We start from the raw sequence: 17022 nt of genomic DNA on the forward strand, positions 1-17022 counted from the left end.
GATTTGACCAATCTTTAGAGCGGGATGTTTCCGTGCTTCCGCCAGGGGTTTTCCAGTTTCTTGCTGCGCAACATGGCCAGCGATCGACAAATACGTTTGCGGGTCATCCGCGGCATCACGACGTCGTCGATGAAACCGCGACGACCGGCGATGAAGGGGTTGGCGAACTTGACGCGGTACTCTTCGGTCAGTTCGGCGATCTTCTCGGGGTTGTCCAAATCCTTGCGAAAGATGATTTCGACCGCGCCTTTGGGGCCCATCACCGCGATTTCCGCACTCGGCCAGGCCAGATTGACATCGCCGCGGAGGTGTTTGGACGACATCACGTCATAGGCACCGCCGTAGGCCTTGCGGGTGATCAGGGTGACTTTGGGGACGGTGGCTTCGGCATAGGCGAACAGCAGTTTCGCGCCGTGTTTGATGATCCCGCCGTATTCCTGGGCCGTGCCGGGCATGAAGCCGGGGACGTCGACCAGGGTCAACAGCGGGATGTTAAAGGCGTCGCAGAAACGGACGAAGCGTGCGGCTTTGATCGACGATTTGATGTCCAGGCAGCCGGCCAACACCAGCGGTTGGTTGGCGACGATGCCGATCGGATAGCCGTCCATCCGGGCCAACCCGACGACGATGTTTTTGGCATGTTCGGGCTGCAGTTCAAAGAAGTCGGTGTCGTCGACGATCTTGAGGATCAGTTCCTTCATGTCGTAGGGCATCGTCGGCGAATCGGGAACCAGCGTGTCGAGCGAAGGTTCGACACGGTCGGACGGATCGGGGGTGGGGCGATGCGGAGCGGGAGTGCGATTGTTGGCCGGCAAATAGTTCATGAACCGCCGCACCATCGCCAGGGCTTCGACGTCGTTTTCGAACGCGCGGTCGGCAACGCCGGAGACGGTCGAGTGAGTCACCGCACCGCCGAGCTGTTCGTGCGTGACCTCTTCGTGCGTGACCGTTTTGACCACATCCGGCCCGGTCACGAACATGTACGAACTGTCTTTGACCATGAAGATGAAATCGGTCATCGCCGGCGAATAAACCGCGCCGCCGGCACAGGGGCCCATCACCAACGAGATCTGCGGCACGACGCCGGAGGCCAGCACATTGCGTTGGAAGACATCGGCGTAACCCCCCAGTGACGCGACGCCTTCCTGGATTCGTGCCCCGCCGGAATCATTGATGCCGATCACCGGCGCGCCGACTTTGATCGCATGGTCCATGACCTTGCAGATTTTTTCGGCGTGGGCTTCGGACAACGATCCCCCGAAGACGGTGAAGTCTTGGCTGAAGACGAACACGACGCGCCCATTGATCGTGCCGTAGCCGGTCACGACGCCGTCGCCGGGGATGCTCTGTTGGTCCATCCCGAAATCTTTGCAGCGGTGTTCGACGAACATGTCCCATTCTTCGAACATGCCCGGATCCAACAACAGTTCGATCCGCTCCCGTGCGGTCAGTTTGCCTTTCTTGTGCTGCGCGTCGATCCTTCGTTGGCCGCCGCCCAATTCGGCCGCCTTGCGCATTTCTTCGAGTCGCTTGACGATATCCTGCATGATGATTCTCTTTCAATTGCGGCCGGCGCCGATGAAGACGCTGGCGTTTCCTAAGGGGTCATCGTTCCGTTGAGTGGTTTGCGATCCAGTCCGTCGCCGACGGCCAGAGTTCTTGTTGCGCCTGGGAGCCGACGGCCAGACCGATGTGGCCGGCGGGGATCGATAAAGTCGTGATGTCTTGTGAGCCGACGTGTTGTCGGATCGCCAAGGTCGACTCCGGCGGCACCAAGTGGTCCCGCTGGGCGACCAACAGCAAAATCGGACAGGTGATCGATTCCAACCGGATCGATTCGCCGGCCAAGACCATTTGGTCGTTCACCAGCCGGTTTTGTTGATACAGCATGGAGACGAAGTCACGAAACGTCTCGCCGGCCACCGGGATCGTGTCGTTGGACCAGCGCTCGATCGTTTCAAAGTCCTCCATGAACGCCGTGTCGCCGACGTTTTCCAGGTACGACAGTTGTTTCTCGGCAAAGTTTTGGACGGGTTTCATCAGCTGGAAAACGAACTGCAGGAACTCGCCGGGGCAGTTCCCGAAGGCGTCGATCAGTCCGTCGACGTCAAACGTTTCGCGGCGGGCCCACAAATTCAGCAATCCGTTGTGACCGTCGAAATCGATCGGCGTCGCCATCAAGATCAGATTTTTGATCCGATCGGGACGCAGTGCGGTGTACATCGCGGTCATCGTACCGCCCATGCAATACCCCAGCAGACTCAGTTGCGACGCGTTCGATTGCTCGCAGACGATGTTGATGGCGTTGTCCAGGATCGATCCGACGTAATCATCCAGCCGCAATGAAGCATCCGCGTCGCCGGGTGCGGCCCAGTCGATCACGTACACATCCAGCCCGCGGTCGAGCAGACGCCGGACGACGCTGCGGTTTTCTTTCAAATCCAGAATGTAGGGGCGATTGACCAGCGCAAAGCAGACCAGCACCGGCTGGGCGTATTGAACTCGCGAGGGGGAAAAGTGCAGCAACCTCATCTGCGATTCTTCATGCACCACGTCAAACGGTGTGGCCCACTTCGGCGGTCCGCTGAGCGACTCGTTTGATTGCGGTGTTACAGTGCTCTCTGACTCAGCGGCGATCGCAGGTTGCCGGCACCGGGTCGCATCCGGCAGCAGTCGCCGAAAGTTGGCCGCCAGGGCGCGAACATCTTCGGGCAAGGTGCTGTTGTTGATGTCGACGGCCGAGGAGTGGGCGTCGCCGGCGCGTTTGGTGGCGATCAGGGTGTCGATGTGTTGTTTCAGAACCTGCAAGAACTCGGAGCTGCGGAGGTAGGTTTCGGTGGCCCGGCCCCACAGGTTGAACCACCGGCGTCGGTGGCGTTTGGGATCGTCATTGGGATCCGCGGCGGGTTGCCTGGCGCGCGCGTCCTCGGCCGCCTGTTTCACGGCGTCGGTCCAACACCGCACCAACGGCGGCGGTATTCTTGCGCTCGCATTCGGCTGGCCGGAGGGGTCATTCATGCATGATTTGAACGGCGTCTCGTTGGGTTCGCGCCCGCGTGGTGTTTGCAGGTGGTGGCGTTTTAGAACAGGGTAACCGACCCGGCGAAACAGGGTTCTAATCCGGCAGGGGTTTCGATGACCAGTGCACCGTCGTCGTCGATGCCACGGCATCGACCTGCAACTTTCCGTGTTCCCAAGTCGACTTGGACGTCGCGATTGGTCAGTAAACATCTCTCTCGCCACTTGGTTCGTAGTTCGTCGTCGTGCCGTCCGATACACTCCAGTCGGTACTGCAATCGATTCAGCACTCCGGTCAGGACTTCGGTCAAGTCAAACGTGTGCCCGGCGACGTCACACAGGGCGGTCGCCGTCGCTTGCAATTCCTCGGGGGCGTCGCGGAGTGAGTTATTGATATTGATCCCGATTCCGATGGCCAACAATCGCGGGTTGCTCAACGGCAATTCGATCAAAATGCCGCTCAATTTGCGTTGCCGACAGAAAACGTCGTTGGGCCATTTGAGCTGCATGTCCGAGCGTGGGTGGAATTCCTCGATCGCTTCGCACACCGCCAGTCCGACCGTCAACGAGGCTTGGGGGAGTCGCCGTTGGGGCAGATGGCTGTCGATCAGCAGTGTAAACGTCAACGCACCGGGCCGGGCCCACCAGCGATTCGTACCACGGCCACGACCATCGGTCTGTGACTCGGCCAGAACCAGCAGGGGGCCATCGAGCGAGCCGCCATGTTCCAATTCTCGCGCCAGTTGGAGCGCACGGCGATTGGTCGAATCAATCGTCCGGTGAAACTCGATCTGCCGCACGAACGTCGACCTGGTCAAATGATCCAAGTCGGCGTCCGTCAAGGCCGCGTCCGGTGTCAGGGTCACACGCTGCATCGCGCTTCCTTCTGCGTTTCGGTTCCTGCGAAATTCGGGCCGTCATTCGGCGTGGGGATTAGGCCCCGGCCTTGGTGACCAGTTCACTCAGTTTCGCCATCGCTTCCTGGTACTCTTTCATCTGAGCTTCGCTGGCTTCGCGCATGCAGTCGAGCGTTTTACGGAAAAACTGTTCGGTGCGTTTGCGAAATTCTTGCGGGTCGGTCGATTCGCCGATCTGCAAGGCTTCTTCGAACGATTCCACCGCTGCATCATACTGTTGATCCAGTGTGGTGCGATGTCGATGCGCCAATTCGGAGACGACTTCGCCCCATTGCTTTTGGAATTCACGCACTTTGTCAACCCAAACGGATTGCGGCGAGGCAACGCCGGGCCATAATGCAGTCCATTGGGCGATAGCTTCCTGTTGCATCTTGAGTCCGGCATCGGCAGCCTTCTTCATGTTTTCAAACACTTGATCGTACACGTTCGTTTCTGTTTTCGCTGACATTGCATTCGCTCCTCATTTAAGCGTCGGTTTCCAATCGGTGTCTGTCGGATCATAAATCGACGGACACTCTTGCAGCGTTTACGCGTGCTGCACGTTCTAAAGTGGCTTTGCTATTCGGAGGATCATGGTTTTCATGACCGACCATCCCATCTTGATCAAGCGGTATCCCAATCGCCGCTACTATGCGAGTCACACCAGTAAGTATGTGTCGCTGAAGGACATCGAAGAGATGGTGATCAGCGGGCACACGGTGGAAATCCGCGACAGTCAGTCCGGTGAGGACATGACGCAAACGGTGTTGATTCAAATCATCATGGAGCGTCACCCCGATAAAATCTCGCTTTTCCCCTCGGAAATGTTGCATTTTGTCCTCCGGTCCAACGACTTGATGTCGGGGTTGCTGGGCGATTATTTCCGTCATTCGTTGGATTACCTTGATTACTTGCGGCGACACAATCCGGCCGCCGCGTCGCTGGCCCCGATGCAATGGATCAAGGCCTGGCTGGACAACGTGTCGACTTCATCCAAACCCGATCCACAGCAATCGGCGTCGCCCGAATCCGCTCAACTGTCGCAACGGGTGAAGCAACTCGAAGAGCGGATCGAACAACTCGAAGCGGGCGACGACTAAGCCGGGCCGTGCCAGCCGGCGTCCGCCCACAGTTCACCGCTGACCGCCGAGTTGGAGATCATGAAGCAGATCGCGTCGGCGATTTCCTCCGGTTTGATCAGGCGTCGCAGTTGGGTGTAGGGCAGCACGTTCTTGTCCAAGAAGTCTTGTCCAAGCGCTCGGGCCATCGGCGTGTCGGTGAATCCGGGGTGGATGATGCCACAGCGGACGCCGTGGAAAATCGCTTCTTTGGTCAACGTCGCGGCGGCACCTTCCAGGCCCGCTTTGGCAACGGCATAGGAGATCTGTCCCTTGTTGCCTTGCGAGGAAACCGAACCGAGGAACACCACGACGCCTTGGACCGTTTCTTCGGGATCCCAGCGTTTCAGACCACGTTGGCGGCGGTCTTCGGCGATCCGCGCGACCATCTCGATGCCCCAATAGATCGGAGCGATCAGATTCACCTCGGTGACTTGGCGGAACGTTTCGGTGGGATAGATTTGCGCCCGGCCGGTTTCTTTGTTGATCGTCACCGACAAAGCGTCACGGGTGATCCCCGCGGCCGGCACACAGATCGTGACGATGCCATGCTTTTCCGCCGCTTCGTTGAAGACGCGTTTACGGAAGGCTTCGTCGGTCGTGTCGCCCAATTTGGCCTCGGCGACTTCTCGACCGGCCGCCTGGTTGATCGATTTGGCCAACTCTTGGACGCCGTCGCTGCGGTCGACCAGCATCACCGCTTTGGCGCCGCGGTTGGCCAATTCACGCGCCACCGCTTCGCCGATCCCGCTGGCGGCACCGGTCACGACGGCGACCTTTTCGCGGATGTTCTTGTAAACGCTCGGTGGCAGTTGGGGAGCTTCTTGCAAGTCGAGTTCGGGGGCTTTGGTAATCATCGTTGACGTTCCGTTTTCGTTGGGGTTGCTCGATTCGTTTGTCGGTTCGGCTGCAGGCGGTGTTGCTGATGCAGGGCGGTTCACGGGCACGACGCGCGCCGGCGAAGTTGTTTCTGCGTCGGTCTCTGGAGCGATCCCCAGCGCCGCATCCATCGCCGCCAGCGCGGTGTCGTAGCGCTCCATCGCTATCGCCTGTTGCGCTTTCACCGCTCGCAGGGCGGCCGCGGCGATCGGGTTGGAGAGCCCGCTCTCTTGATCGGTCATTGGGGCGACGGGCCGAGCCGTGAAGCCGGGCCAATAGCGCGTCCAACTCCGCAGCAAATCTTGCTGCAACCTGAGGTTGGCTTCCGTGGCTTGACGCATGCCCTGGAGCATCGAATCAAGCACGTTGCCGTTGGTTGGTAACATGGGGAATGCCTCCGAAAAACTGTGTGAACGTGCGACTGCCAGGCCGCGTGGGTGCCGGCAACGCCCGATTGCTGCGATTGCAGCATTGCCAGGTATGCAAAACTCATACCGTAGCGAAAACCAAGTAAAATCGCGGTTTTCGGGTAGCGCAATCGCATCAAAAGTGTGCGGGTGCACACCCGAGCGCGGCATTCCGCTCACCTTCGGGATCGGCCGGCGCTGGGGGTGGAGTTGATGCACGGGCCGCTCGCTTACGCTTCCCGCCGGCATGGGATGCCAGCACGTGGCGTCAGCCAGTGGCGGGCGCTGGACGCGGGGTAACCCCCTGGGCCGCTCGCTTATCGGCCTGTTGATCTAATCAGCCGCACGGCGTTAGCCGCGGTTCTCGCCGCCGCAAAACCCGGGCTGGCGCCCATCGGCTAATCGTTAGCTGTTTCATTTCGACTAAATCAACAGGCCGTGACGCTTCCCGCTGGCATGGTGATGGTTGTCACGCAAACCGAGCGATAACGCACGAGCGAGACGGATCGGTATCGAAAGCGTTACGCAGACGCACAGTTCGTCTGGGAGACGTCACCGCGCGCATTGCTGTTGCGTTGGAAAGGTAAGTGCGATGGGGCACGCAATTGCGCTTGGTTGCGCGTTTGTTGACGGTTGTTGTCTTTGTAATTGCCCGTCCCTGTTTTCGAGATTGGGAAGCTTGGCGACCCCCAGGATTGGTATAGCGTTTGCTTAAGCTGACGCCACTGCCCACCGCAACGATGAATCAACGGTGGTGGCCCATCAGGTGTCCTTGTTCCCGCAGTCGGTGCGAATTTTCAAGGCGCCGTATCAATCAATGTGTTGCAGAGGAGAGCCAGCGAGATGACGCGTGAAGTGGTGGTACTCAGTGGCGTGCGAACTCCGATCGGAGGCTACGGCGGCAGCTTGAAAGACACAGCCCCGTGTGACCTGGCCGCCAAGTGTGTGAAGGAGGCGGTGAAGCGTTCGGGGGTCAAGCCGAATGATGTCGAACATGTGGTGTTTGGCAATATCATTCACACCGATGCGCACGATCATTACCTTGCCCGTGTCGCGGCGATCAACGGCGGGTTGCCGCATGAAACGCCCGCGTTGACCTTGAACCGACTTTGCGGCAGCGGGTTGCAAGCGGTGATCACGGCGGCCCACGCGATCATGTTGGGGGATGCCGAAGTGGCGGTCGCCGGCGGTGCGGAGAACATGAGTCGTTCACCGTACAGTTCGGCCGCGATGCGGTTCGGTGCGCGGATGAATGACACGGCGATGGTCGACATGATGGTCGGTGCGCTCAGCGACCCCTTTGACGATTGCCACATGGGCGTCACGGCGGAAAACGTTGCCAAGAAGTATGGCATCTCGCGTGAGGATCAGGACGAATTGGCGGTGGAGAGCCACCGTCGAGCGGGCGCCGCGATCGATCACGGTTATTTCAAAGCCCAAATCGTCCCGATCGACATCAAGGTCAAACGTGATGTCGTTCCCTTTGAGGTCGACGAAACGGTGCGTTACGGCGTGACCACGGAAAAATTGGCTCGACTGCCCACGGTGTTTGATCGTGAGGGCACAGTGACGCCCGGCAATGCGTCCAGCATCAACGACGCCGCGGCGGCATTGGTGTTGGCCGATCGCGAAGTTGCCGAGAGTCGCGGTTTGAAACCGATGGGCCGCTTGGTCGACTATGCCTATGCCGGCGTGGACCCCAAGTACATGGGGATGGGACCGGTGCCCGCGGTCCGCAAGCTGCTCGAAAAAACGGGCTTTGGACTCGACGACATCGACGTGTTTGAAGTCAACGAAGCATTCGCAGCACAGGCGATTGCGGTTTGTCGCGAATTGGACTTGCCGATGGACCGCACCAATCCCAACGGCAGCGGCATTTCACTGGGACACCCGATCGGCGCGACCGGCGCGATCCTGGTGATCAAGGCGCTCTATGAACTCAATCGCACCGGCAAGAAACGGGCCTTGGTGACGATGTGCATCGGCGGCGGTCAGGGGATCGCGGCGATCTTTGAACACATCTAATCCGCGTGGCGACAATCATTCACTCAACACAGCAATTCAAACGGAGCAGACAACGATGGGAAGGGTCGACGGAAGAACTGCATTAATCACCGGCGGGTCACGTGGAATCGGTCGCGCAATCGCGTTGGAGTTGGCGCGTGAGGGGGCCAAGGTCGCGATCAATTTTTCCAGCAACGAGGCCAAGGCGCAGGAGGTGGCCGATGAAATCGGTCGCGGCGGAGGCACTTGCATTTTGGCGAAAGCCAACATCGGTGACCCGGCCGAAGCCCGGGCGATGGTGCAAAAGGTGGCCGACGAGTTCACTCATTTGGACATCTTGGTCAACAACGCCGGGATCACTCGCGATGCGATGTTGCCGCGGATGACCGACCAGCAATGGATGGATGTGATCCAGACCAACCTGGGCGGTTGCTTTTTCTGCACCTCGGCGGCGATCCCGATCATGACCTCACAAAGCTATGGTCGGATCGTCAACATCAGTTCGATGAATGGTCAGGTGCCTGCGATCGGCCAGGCCAACTATAGCGCCAGCAAGGGTGGAATCATCGCGTTCACGCGAACGGCTGCCGCGGAGCTGGTGCATTCGGGAATCACGGTCAATGCGATCGCGCCGGGTTACACCGACACGGACATGTTCGAAGCGGTCCCGCCGGTGATTCAAGCCAAGATCCGTGGCGGGATTCCGATGGGACGATTCGCCCACCCCGAAGAAATCGCCCATGCGGTGACCTTCCTGGTCGCCGACGGTGACTACATCACGGGGCAACAGATCAACGTCAACGGCGGTGCCTTCATGTAACGCCGGCCGCGCCGGTGCCCGTCGGGTGCCGCGATCGAAGCCGTCTTATTCACGCAGTGAAAATAGGAGCTAGAGAAGAAACGATGTCGCAATCCAAAGACAATCAAACATTTGACCCCTTCGATCCGACGGGCATGCTGAAACAAATGCGCGATTCCAACATGGAATCGTGGTCGAAAATCATGACGGACTTCGTCAACACCGAGGCCTATGCCGAATCGACCGGCGCCATGCTGGACGCTTGGTTGACGACGTCCGGGCCGTTCCGCAAAGCCATGGAATCCGCCATGTCCCAGGCGATGGCCCAATTGAACATGCCCACTCGCGATGACATCACACGTCTGGCCGAACGTTTGACCAACATCGAAATGCGGTTGGACGACCTCGACGCGCAGTTGAGCGAAGGTGCCCGGTCCAACGACACGCAACCTACGAACTGAAGGGGATTGAAATGACCACGAAAGAATCGACCCAAACGGTGGATGCCGGCATGCCTTCCTTCACCGAGGTTTGCCAAAACTGGCACCGGGCCGCGGAAAATCTCGACCGATTCAACCGCATGCTGACCACCGACGCCAAGATCGCACAAACACCCAAAGAGGTCGTTTGGACTCTGAACAAGGCAAAACTCTACCACTACATCCCCGTCGTCCCCGAACAGGATCGCAAGCCGGTTCCGTTGTTCATGGTGTTTGCCATCATGAATCGCCCGCACGTGTTGGACCTGCGGCCGGGACACAGTTTTGTCGAGTACATGCTGCGGCACGGTTACGAGCTGTACCTGATGGACTGGGGCGAACCCGGCCCGGAAGACAAGAACATGTGCTTTGACGATTACGTGTTGGAGTACCTGCCGCGTGCGATTCGCAAATTCAAAAGCGTCTCGGGTGCCCAGGAGTTCAGCATGTTGGGTTGGTGCCTGGGCGCGCTGATCAGCACGATGTACGCCGCGCTACGGCCCGATGATGGTTTGAAAAATCTGTTGCTGTTGACGGCGCCGCTGGATTTCAGCGACCAAGAGGCCGGCGGGTTCACCCGCTGGTCCAGCAATCCGGCCTTCAATGCCGACACGATCGTCGAAAAAATGGGCAACGTCCCCGGCGAAATGATCGATTCGGGCGCAAAAATGCTCAAGCCGATCGAAAACTACTTCGGCAGCTACAGCATGCTGTGGGACAAGATCGAAAACCCCGGCACCGTGGAAGCCTGGCATGCGATGAACACCTGGGTCCGCGACATCATTCCGATGGCCGGCGGTGCTTACAAGCAATTGATCAACGAGTTCTACAAAGAGAACAAGTTGATGAAGGGCACGATGCAGTTGCGTGGGGAAACAGTGGATCTGAAGAAGTTGAAAGCGAACTTGTTGAACGTGATCGCCGAAGCCGATCACATCACGCCGCCGTGTCAGTCCGAGGCCGTGATGGACGCGGTGGGCAGCGAGGACAAGGAAGTGCTGCGGGTGCGGGGCGGCCACATCGGCATCATGGCCGGCCGCGGAGCGGAGAAAAACACCTGGCCGCACATCGAAGCCTGGCTCGCCGAACGATCGGGTAGCTGAGATGACGCCCCGTTGGGAATTCCTGCTCGACGAAGCCGCTTTCCAGTCGATCTTGCCTCCCCAGCACGCGCATTTTGCGCGTCCGATTCGGGAGGGGTTGGGGTTGTTTTTAAGCGGTTTGCCGGAACCGCAACAGCGCTCGATCCTGCGTGGGCAAGCGAAGTTGCCCGCATCGGCATCGTTCTCGCAGCGGTTGGGCATTCTGGCGCGAAGCTCGCCGGTGCTGCACAAGGTCGGCCAGATCCTGGCCCGCGACAAACGGTTGCCGCTGGAGCTGCGCGGGTATTTGAGTGAGTTGGAAAGTCTGGCCCCGTCGGTTTCCCAACAGGAAGTCGAGCGCGCGGTCGTGGATGAACTCGGGCCGACCGATCGACTGGGCATCACGCTCGGGCCGGCGATCGCCGAGGCCAGCGTGGCGGTGGTGGTCCCGTTTGACTGTGATCGGACAGTTGGAGCGACGGCCGCAAGTGGCGTGATGAAGGTGCTGAAGCCTGGCATCGAGGAACAACTTGATCGAGAACTCAGCTTGCTGGTGCAGGTCGGTGAACAATTGGATCGACGCTGCGACGAATTGCAGATCCCCCAGCTGGATTATCGCGACGCGTTCACGCAAGCCCATGTCCGCTTGCTGGATGAAGTGCAGTTGGAAAATGAACAGCGGCATTTGGTTCAAGCCAAGGCGTTCTTTGCCGACGAGCCGCGGGTTCAAATCCCCACCTTGCTGGAACACTGCACCAAGCGCGTCACCAGCATGGAACGTCTGAGCGGAGGCAAGGTGACCGAGCATGGGTTGTTTGCGAAACGTGAAAAACGACAGCTCGCCACGCTTGTCGGTGAAGCGTTGATCGCCGGACCGATCTTTTCCAAATCCGATCATCCGATCTTTCACGGCGATCCGCATGCGGGCAACCTGTTTTTGACCGATGAAGGTCGTCTGGGGATTCTGGATTGGAGTCTGGTCGGGCGATTGGGGGCCGACGTGCGTCGGACGGTGGTCCAGCTTTGTCTTTCGGCAATCCTGTTGGACGCCCGTGCGGTCGCCGCTCGGATGGCCGAGTTGGCCGTCCAGCCACCTGCCGATCCATCGGCGCTCAAAGCGGTGGCCGAGAAATGGGTCTGCAGTGTCCGCCGCGGTCAATTCCCCGGATTGAGTTGGATGGTTGCGATGCTGGACGAAGCGGTCCAACACGCCAAGTTACGGGTCAGCGATGAACTGATGTTGTTCCGCAAATCGTTGCTCGCGCTCGAAGGCGTCGTGACCGATGTTGGTGAACGGACGGGCATCTTGGACCGGACCCTGAACACCGAATTCTTGCGGCACTTTGCGATCGAATTGCCGCAGCGTTGGTTGCACCCTCCTTTCTCGCGCAGTTTTGCCACGCGACTTTCCAATTTCGATATAACCCAAGCGATGTTCGCTGCTCCCGCCGCATTTACCAGTTTCCTTTCGGGGCATGCCCTCGACGCGATCGAAAGTTGCCAAGGCAGATCATCAAACAATTTCAACGTCTCCCTTTAACGAACGGACGAAAACAATGGCGGTCAAGTCTTTGAATCATATCGGCATCGCCGTGCAATCGATCGACGCCCAGAAGCCTTTTTACGAAGGTGCCCTCGGGTTGGAATTCGAGGGGCTGGAGGACGTGCCGAGTCAAAAAGTGCGCGTCGCGTTCTTCCGCGCCGGCGATGTGCGGTTGGAATTGTTGGAACCGACCAGCGAGGACAGCACGGTTGCCAAGTTCATCGAAAAACGCGGCGAAGGGTTGCACCATTTGGCCTACACCGTCGACGACATCTCGGCGCGGATTGCAGAATTACGCGACTCGGGATTGCGAATGATCGATGAAAAGCCGCGCGAAGGGTCGCATCAAATGCAGATCGCGTTCTTGCATCCCAAGAGTTCCGGCGGGGTGCTGACCGAACTCTGTGAATCAGCCCAACACGCGTAAACTGAAAACCCGAGAGAAAGGACAATGACGGTTACGTTTCCCCGCGAACTGAGTGTTCAAGACGACTTCCCTGCGGTCGACTATGACCAGTGGCGTCAGGTGGTCGAAAAGGCGTTGGCCGGGGCGCCGTTTGAAAAGAAACTCGTTTCAAAAACCTACGACAACCTCGCCATCCAGCCGATCTACAGTCGCCGCGATGAGTCCGGCCAAGACGATCCGATGGGCTTTCCCGGTTTGGCATCGCGGGTCCGTGGCGGGCGTCCGCTCGGATCGGTACAGTCGGGTTGGGACCTGCGTCAAGAGTACACCGAACCCTGCCTGGCCGAAGGCAACCAAGCGATCTTGGCGGATTTGGCCGGGGGCGTGACGTCCATCCAAATCCGGCTTGATGATGCCGGCCGCGACGGATTGGATCCCGATGATTCGGCCAGTGACACAGGCGTGGGACGCGGCGGCGCGACGGTGTACAGCGTCGACGATCTGGACAAGTTGCTCGCCGAAGTTCAGCTGGAACTGATCGCCGTGGCGTTGGACGCCGGCGCGGCATTTGTTCCCGCCGCGGCGACCTTGGCCGCCCTGTGGCAGCGCCGTGGTGTGTCGCCCGAACAGGCCCGTGGTGCGTTCAACGCAGACCCGCTGGCGGAGCTGGCGCGACGGGGACAATTGCCGACCGAGACATCGACCGCGTTGTCGTCGTTGGCGGATCTGGCAGCGTGGACTTCAAAACACTCTCCGCAGGTCACTGCGGTCGGCGTCGACACGTCGCCCTACCACGATGCGGGCGCCAGCGCGGCCCAGGACATCGCCCTTGCGGTGGCGACGGGCGTTGAATACTTGCGGACGATGACCGACCGCGGGATGGACGTCGATGCGGCGGCCAAACAGATTCTGTTTCGCATCAGTCTGGGCACCGAGCATTTCCGGGCGATCGCCAAACTGCGCGCGGCCCGGTGGCTGTGGTCGCGTGTGTTGGAATCCAGCGGGGCGTCGGAAGAGGTTTGGGCGATGCGGATTCAAACGCGGACGGGCAACCGCGTGCTGACCAAGCATGATCCGTACGTCAATTTGCTTCGCAACTGCGTGGCGGTGTTCGCCGCCGGGATCGGCGGGGCCGACGCGATCACGTCGGTGCCGTTTGATTGCGTCGCCGGGTTACCGAACGAACTGAGCCGCCGAGTCGCGCGGAACACCGCGTTGGTGTTGCAAGAAGAATCGCACTTGCATCGCGTGATCGACCCCGCCGGCGGCAGTTGGTTCTTGGACCAATTGACCGAAGATTTGGCGGGCAAGGCGTGGGAGATTTTTCAGCAGACCGAACGTCAGGGTGGCATGGCGTCGGCGCTCGCCGGCGGATGGGTCGCCGAAGAAATCGCCGCGACGGCCCAGGCCCGAGCCAAGGACATTGCGACGCGAAAACGCGGCGTCACGGGAGTCAGCGAGTTTCCCAATGTCGCGGAAGAACCATTGGTCCGCGAGGCAGCGGATTTGAATGCCCTTGCCCAGGCAGCCGCCACACGGGTGAACAATGCTCGCCCGGCGAGCGATGAAGCCGCTTCGCTCGTGGTCGCCGACGATCCGGTCGCTGCGGCGGTCACGGCCGCGTCGGCCGGCGCAACGCTCGGGCAACTGGCCGGCGGGCTCGGATTCCGCCGGGGCGAAACGGCATCGATGACGGCGATCGCACCGCAGCGTTTGGCGGAACCCTTTGATCAGCTGCGTGATGCCAGCGACGCTTGGCAACGGACGCACGGAAATCGACCGCGCGTGTTCCTGGCCGGCTTCGGCCCGGTAGCCCACTACAGCGGCCGAGCAACCTGGTCGACCAATTTCTTTGAAGCGGGCGGATTCGAGGTCGTCACCGACGAGGGCTCGGACGATGCCGACGCGGCGGCGGTGGCGTTCGCGCAATCCGGTGCAAAGATCGCGTTGATTTGTTCCTCGGACAAACTTTATCCCGACGTCGTTCCTGCGGCGGCGGGCAAATTGAAGGCCGCCGGGGCGGAAGCGGTCGTGCTGGCCGGATTCCCCGGTGACAACGAACAAGCGTGGCGAGAGGCGGGCGTCGACCGCTTCATCTTCATGCGTTGCAATGTGCTTGAAACACTCCGCAGCCTGCTGGCGCAAGTCGGTGTTATTGAAGAAGGAGAGCCGGTGAAATGACGATCCCAAACTTTTCCGAGATCCCGTTCCAAAGCGAAAAGCACGCTTCCGGCAGCTTGAACGACTGGCAAGCGAAAGTCGATGGCCGCACCGAACCACTGCAGTGGCAAACGCCGGAGCAGATCCCGGTCAAGCCGTTGTACACATCGGCCGATCGCGCGGGGCTGGATCACTTGGACACCATGCCGGGGATCGCACCGTTCTTGCGCGGCCCCTACGCGACGATGTATGTGCAACGGCCTTGGACGGTGCGTCAGTACGCCGGGTTCTCGACCGCAAAGGAGTCCAACGCGTTTTACCGTCGCAACCTGGCGGCCGGGCAGATGGGGTTGAGCATCGCTTTCGACCTGGCCACGCACCGCGGTTACGATTCGGATCATCCCCGCGTCTCGGGTGACGTCGGCATGGCCGGCGTCGCGATCGACAGCATCCAAGACATGCGGACGCTGTTCGATGGAATTCCGCTGGACCGGATGAGTGTGTCGATGACCATGAACGGTGCGGTGTTGCCGATCATGGCGCTGTACATCGTCGCCGCGGAAGAACAAGGCGTGAAACCGGAGCAGTTGGCCGGGACGATCCAGAACGACATCTTGAAGGAGTTCATGGTTCGTAACACGTACATCTATCCGCCCGCGCCGAGTATGAAGATCATCGCCGCGATCTTTGAATACACCAGCCAGCGGATGCCAAAATTCAACAGCATCAGCATCAGCGGTTATCACATGCAGGAGGCTGGGGCGACGGCCGACTTGGAATTGGCCTACACGTTGGCCGATGGACTGGAGTACGTCCGCACGGGGATCTCCGCGGGGCTGGATGTCGATGCGTTTTGCCCGCGATTGTCGTTCTTTTGGGCGATCGGCATGAATTACTTCATGGAGATCGCCAAAATGCGGGCGGCCCGCATGATTTGGGCCAAACTGATCAAGCAATTCAACCCCAAGAACCCCAAGAGTTTGTCGCTGCGGACCCACAGCCAAACCAGCGGATGGAGCTTGACCGCGCAAGACGTCTACAACAACGTGACGCGGACGTGTATCGAAGCGATGGCGGCGGCACACGGGCACACGCAATCCTTGCACACCAACGCGCTCGACGAAGCGTTGGCCTTGCCGACCGATTTTTCGGCCCGCATCGCCCGCAACACGCAACTGTTTCTGCAGCAAGAAACCGACACCTGCAAAGTCGTCGATCCATGGGCGGGCAGCTATTACGTCGAACGTTTGACGCACGATTTGGCACAGCGTGTTTGGGGGCACTTGGTCGAAATCGAAGAACTGGGCGGCATGACCGAGGCGATCCAGGCCGGGATTCCCAAGATGCGGATCGAAGAAGCCTCGGCGCGCACCCAGGCCCGCATCGATTCGGGACAGCAAACGTTGATCGGCGTGAACAAGTATCGGCCGACGACCGAAGACGAGATGCGTGTGTTGCACGTCGACAATTCCGCGGTGCGAAAGGCTCAGATCGAAGGCTTGAGACAGCTGCGCACCGAGCGGGACCAGGCGGACGTCGATGCGGCATTGGATGCGTTGACCGAAGCGGCGCGCAGTGAAACGGGCAACCTGTTGGAGTTGGCCGTCAATGCGGCCCGAGCGAAGGCGACGGTCGGTGAGATTAGCGCGGCGCTTGAAAAGGTTTACAATCGTTATCAGGCGCCCGTTCAATCCGTTCGCGGCGTGTATGCCGCGGCATTGGAGAGTGAATCGATGACAACGGAAGTCCGTCAAATCGTCGAAGCCTTTGAACGCAACGAAGGTAGGCGCCCTCGGATCCTGGTCGCCAAGATGGGACAGGACGGACACGACCGTGGCCAAAAAGTCATTGCCAGCGCATTTGCGGATCTGGGATTCGATGTTGACATCGGACCGCTGTTTCGAACGCCGGCCGAAACCGCCCGCCAGGCGGTCGAAAACGATGTGCACCTGGTCGGCGTCAGCTCGCTCGCCGCCGGTCACCTGACGTTGGTGCCGGAACTGCGCAAGGCGCTCGCAGATCTGGGCCGCGAAGACATCATGATCGTGGCCGGCGGAGTGATCCCGCCGGAGGACCGCGAGGCGTTGTACGAAGCCGGTGCGGCGGAGGTGTTCGGACCGGGGACGGTCATCAGCGATGCGGCGATCCGCGTGGTTCGCGATCTCGCCGATCGACTGGGGTTCTCGGTCGATGAAACAGTCGAAACTCAAGATGCGTGAACGGAATTGGGC

General features: G+C 59.9%; 14 protein-coding genes. 9 read left to right on the forward strand and 5 right to left on the reverse strand.

The annotated features are described in order from the left end of the window. Nucleotides 1-14: 14 nt before the first annotated feature. From H1B37_RS10205 to H1B37_RS10220, 4 genes are all read right to left on the reverse strand, one after another. Entirely contained in the window at nt 15-1547 is a 1533-nt protein-coding gene (locus H1B37_RS10205; RefSeq protein ID WP_182866543.1) for an acyl-CoA carboxylase subunit beta, read from the reverse strand. 58 nt (nt 1548-1605) lie between these two features. Beyond that, nucleotides 1606-3018, reverse strand: coding sequence for a class III poly(R)-hydroxyalkanoic acid synthase subunit PhaC (phaC, locus tag H1B37_RS10210; protein WP_182866544.1), 1413 nt, complete (start codon nt 3016-3018; stop codon nt 1606-1608). A 62-nt stretch (nt 3019-3080) separates the two neighbouring features. Further along, the gene (locus H1B37_RS10215; RefSeq protein ID WP_182866545.1) at nt 3081-3893 is read right to left on the reverse strand and encodes a biotin--[acetyl-CoA-carboxylase] ligase; all 813 of its coding nucleotides are present in this window, start codon (nt 3891-3893) and stop codon (nt 3081-3083) included. Nucleotides 3894-3951: 58 nt separating this feature from the next. Continuing rightward, nucleotides 3952-4383, reverse strand: coding sequence for a hypothetical protein (locus H1B37_RS10220; RefSeq protein WP_182866546.1), 432 nt, complete (start codon nt 4381-4383; stop codon nt 3952-3954). 133 nt (nt 4384-4516) lie between these two features. Between H1B37_RS10220 and H1B37_RS10225 the strand changes: the two genes are divergently transcribed. Beyond that, nucleotides 4517-5014, forward strand: a complete 498-nt coding sequence (locus tag H1B37_RS10225) for a polyhydroxyalkanoate synthesis regulator DNA-binding domain-containing protein (protein WP_182866547.1) — start codon at nt 4517-4519, stop codon at nt 5012-5014. On the opposite strand, the gene H1B37_RS10230 is transcribed toward H1B37_RS10225, so the two are convergent. Beyond that, nucleotides 5011-6297, reverse strand: coding sequence for an SDR family NAD(P)-dependent oxidoreductase (locus H1B37_RS10230; RefSeq protein ID WP_220498140.1), 1287 nt, complete (start codon nt 6295-6297; stop codon nt 5011-5013). The two genes, H1B37_RS10225 and H1B37_RS10230, sit on opposite strands and share 4 nt — an antisense overlap. Before the next feature lie 864 nt (nt 6298-7161). On the opposite strand from H1B37_RS10230, the gene bktB reads away from it, so the two are divergent. From bktB to scpA, 8 genes are all read left to right on the forward strand, one after another. Then, entirely contained in the window at nt 7162-8343 is a 1182-nt protein-coding gene (gene bktB / locus H1B37_RS10235; protein WP_182866548.1) for a beta-ketothiolase BktB, read from the forward strand. Between the two features lie 55 nt (nt 8344-8398). Further along, nucleotides 8399-9142, forward strand: coding sequence for a 3-oxoacyl-ACP reductase family protein (locus H1B37_RS10240; RefSeq protein ID WP_182866549.1), 744 nt, complete (start codon nt 8399-8401; stop codon nt 9140-9142). Between the two features lie 83 nt (nt 9143-9225). Beyond that, a complete protein-coding gene (locus tag H1B37_RS10245) occupies nt 9226-9582 on the forward strand; it encodes a hypothetical protein (RefSeq protein WP_182866550.1) in 357 nt (118 codons plus the stop codon). An 11-nt stretch (nt 9583-9593) separates the two neighbouring features. Then, nucleotides 9594-10703, forward strand: coding sequence for an alpha/beta fold hydrolase (locus H1B37_RS10250; protein WP_220498141.1), 1110 nt, complete (start codon nt 9594-9596; stop codon nt 10701-10703). Nucleotide 10704: 1 nt separating this feature from the next. Then, the gene (locus H1B37_RS10255) at nt 10705-12222 is read left to right on the forward strand and encodes an AarF/UbiB family protein (RefSeq protein ID WP_182866551.1); all 1518 of its coding nucleotides are present in this window, start codon (nt 10705-10707) and stop codon (nt 12220-12222) included. Between the two features lie 16 nt (nt 12223-12238). Next, entirely contained in the window at nt 12239-12652 is a 414-nt protein-coding gene (gene mce / locus H1B37_RS10260) for a methylmalonyl-CoA epimerase (RefSeq protein ID WP_182866552.1), read from the forward strand. Nucleotides 12653-12676: 24 nt separating this feature from the next. After that, nucleotides 12677-14812 (forward strand): methylmalonyl-CoA mutase family protein, encoded by a 2136-nt coding sequence (locus H1B37_RS10265; protein WP_182866553.1) that lies wholly within the window; start codon nt 12677-12679, stop codon nt 14810-14812. Continuing rightward, entirely contained in the window at nt 14809-17010 is a 2202-nt protein-coding gene (gene scpA, locus H1B37_RS10270) for a methylmalonyl-CoA mutase (RefSeq protein WP_182866554.1), read from the forward strand. Before H1B37_RS10265 ends, scpA begins: the two co-directional genes overlap by 4 nt. Nucleotides 17011-17022: the final 12 nt, after the last annotated feature.

The organism is Stieleria mannarensis (assembly GCF_014154935.1).
Lineage (GTDB): Bacteria > Planctomycetota > Planctomycetia > Pirellulales > Pirellulaceae > Stieleria > Stieleria mannarensis.

Bases quoted from the DNA above. Each gene is read 5' to 3' on its own strand.
- H1B37_RS10205 (WP_182866543.1), bottom strand. From the start codon at position 1,547: ATGCAGGATATCGTCAAGCGACTCGAAGAAATGCGCAAGGCGGCCGAA.
- phaC (WP_182866544.1), bottom strand. From the start codon at position 3,018: ATGAATGACCCCTCCGGCCAGCCGAATGCGAGCGCAAGAATACCGCCG.
- H1B37_RS10215 (WP_182866545.1), bottom strand. From the start codon at position 3,893: ATGCAGCGTGTGACCCTGACACCGGACGCGGCCTTGACGGACGCCGAC.
- H1B37_RS10220 (WP_182866546.1), bottom strand. From the start codon at position 4,383: ATGTCAGCGAAAACAGAAACGAACGTGTACGATCAAGTGTTTGAAAAC.
- H1B37_RS10225 (WP_182866547.1), top strand. From the start codon at position 4,517: ATGACCGACCATCCCATCTTGATCAAGCGGTATCCCAATCGCCGCTAC.
- H1B37_RS10230 (WP_220498140.1), bottom strand. From the start codon at position 6,297: ATGTTACCAACCAACGGCAACGTGCTTGATTCGATGCTCCAGGGCATG.
- bktB (WP_182866548.1), top strand. From the start codon at position 7,162: ATGACGCGTGAAGTGGTGGTACTCAGTGGCGTGCGAACTCCGATCGGA.
- H1B37_RS10240 (WP_182866549.1), top strand. From the start codon at position 8,399: ATGGGAAGGGTCGACGGAAGAACTGCATTAATCACCGGCGGGTCACGT.
- H1B37_RS10245 (WP_182866550.1), top strand. From the start codon at position 9,226: ATGTCGCAATCCAAAGACAATCAAACATTTGACCCCTTCGATCCGACG.
- H1B37_RS10250 (WP_220498141.1), top strand. From the start codon at position 9,594: ATGACCACGAAAGAATCGACCCAAACGGTGGATGCCGGCATGCCTTCC.
- H1B37_RS10255 (WP_182866551.1), top strand. From the start codon at position 10,705: ATGACGCCCCGTTGGGAATTCCTGCTCGACGAAGCCGCTTTCCAGTCG.
- mce (WP_182866552.1), top strand. From the start codon at position 12,239: ATGGCGGTCAAGTCTTTGAATCATATCGGCATCGCCGTGCAATCGATC.
- H1B37_RS10265 (WP_182866553.1), top strand. From the start codon at position 12,677: ATGACGGTTACGTTTCCCCGCGAACTGAGTGTTCAAGACGACTTCCCT.
- scpA (WP_182866554.1), top strand. From the start codon at position 14,809: ATGACGATCCCAAACTTTTCCGAGATCCCGTTCCAAAGCGAAAAGCAC.